We start from the raw sequence: 1,416 nt of genomic DNA on the forward strand, positions 1-1,416 counted from the left end.
AGGCCGAGGAGCTTCAGGCCAGCATCGCCTATTTCCGCGTCGAGGAGCAGCAGACCCGCGTGCGCCCGACAGCAACGGCCCGCCCGGCCCTCCGCCGTCCGGCCGCCAAGCCGGCACCGCGCCCGCGCCCCAACAGCGTCGCCGACCAGCAGGCGCGCGTGGCCGGGTTTGCACTCGATCTGAACAATGGCGGTCCCGATGCGGACGACGCCGCCTTCGCGGTCCACGCGGCCTGATTTCCAGAAGCCGCCTGATCGCCAGTTAAGGGAATTCCCATGCGTGCCACCATCAAGATGAAGCTAGGCCTGACGTTCGGGGTGCTGATCGCACTGCTGATCGTCGTCGTCGGGGTCGCCAACAGCCGGCTCGGCATTCTGAGCGCAGCGACCAGCGACGTCATCTCCGGCCCGGCCAAGCGGCTGGAGATCGCACAGAGCGTCGACGCCAAGGTCAGCTACATCCTGCGCCAGGAAAAGAACATGGCGCTGACCGAGGACGCCGCCGACACCCGCGCGTTCGACGCCGATCTGATGAAGGCACGCGGCGAGACCCAGGCGCTGATCGCCAAGGGGCTCGCCACCGCGACCGAAAACGGCAAGCCGCTGTGGATGCAGGTCGACGCCAAGTTCACCGAATATGTGCCGGTGAACGACCAAGTCCGCGCGCTGGCACTGGCCAATCGCAATGCCGAAGCCGGGAAGCTGTCGATCACCCGGTCGCGCGAAATCGCCGGCACGATCAGCAACCTTGTCGGCCAGATCGTCGCCCTGTCGCGCCAGCAGATGGAACAGGCCGATCGCGATACCACCGCACTCTACGCCAGCGCGGCGACGACCCTCTACGTCGTTGCCGGGCTTGCGCTGCTGCTCGCCATCGGCGGCGCGCTCTGGATCGCGCGGATCGTATCGACAGGGCTGCGCCGCATCGCACAGGCAGTCGATGCCGTCGCCATCGGCGATCTCGACCAGCGCGTCGAGGTGACGAGCAACGACGAGATCAAGGATCTCGTTACCACCGTCAACCGGATGACCCAAAATCTGCGCGACAGCGCCGCGCTGGCGGACCGCATCGCCGCCGGGGACCTCAGCGCCGATCATCAGCCGCTGTCCGACAAGGACGTGCTGGGCCATGCGATGGTACGCATGACCGGCAACCTGCGGCTGTCCGCCTCGGTGGCGGACAAGATCGCCGATGGCGACCTGACCGTGCAGCACAAGCCCGCTTCGGAGCGCGACACGCTGGGCAATGCACTGGTCCGCATGGTCGAGCGGCTGCGCGGCGTGATCGCCGACTCGACGATCGCGGCGACCAACGTTTCGTCGGGCAGCCAGGAACTGTCGTCGAGTGCCGAGCAGGTCTCGCAGGGCGCGACCGAGCAGGCTGCGGCCGCCGAACAGGCTTCGGCGTCGATGGAAG

At 67.5% G+C, this 1,416-nt stretch carries 1 protein-coding gene and 1 pseudogene; both read left to right on the top strand.

Features of this window, described 5'->3' with window-relative positions; all coding sequences use genetic code 11:
• A pseudogene (locus SAZ01S_RS24185) lies at positions 1-236 on the top strand (methyl-accepting chemotaxis protein); the annotation flags it as partial.
• Between the two features lie 39 nt (positions 237-275).
• On the top strand, positions 276-1,416 hold a 1,141-nt coding region (locus tag SAZ01S_RS23205), incomplete at its 3' end, for a HAMP domain-containing protein (RefSeq protein ID WP_139810223.1).

This window comes from Sphingomonas azotifigens NBRC 15497 (genome assembly GCF_002091475.1).
Lineage (GTDB): Bacteria > Pseudomonadota > Alphaproteobacteria > Sphingomonadales > Sphingomonadaceae > Sphingomonas > Sphingomonas azotifigens.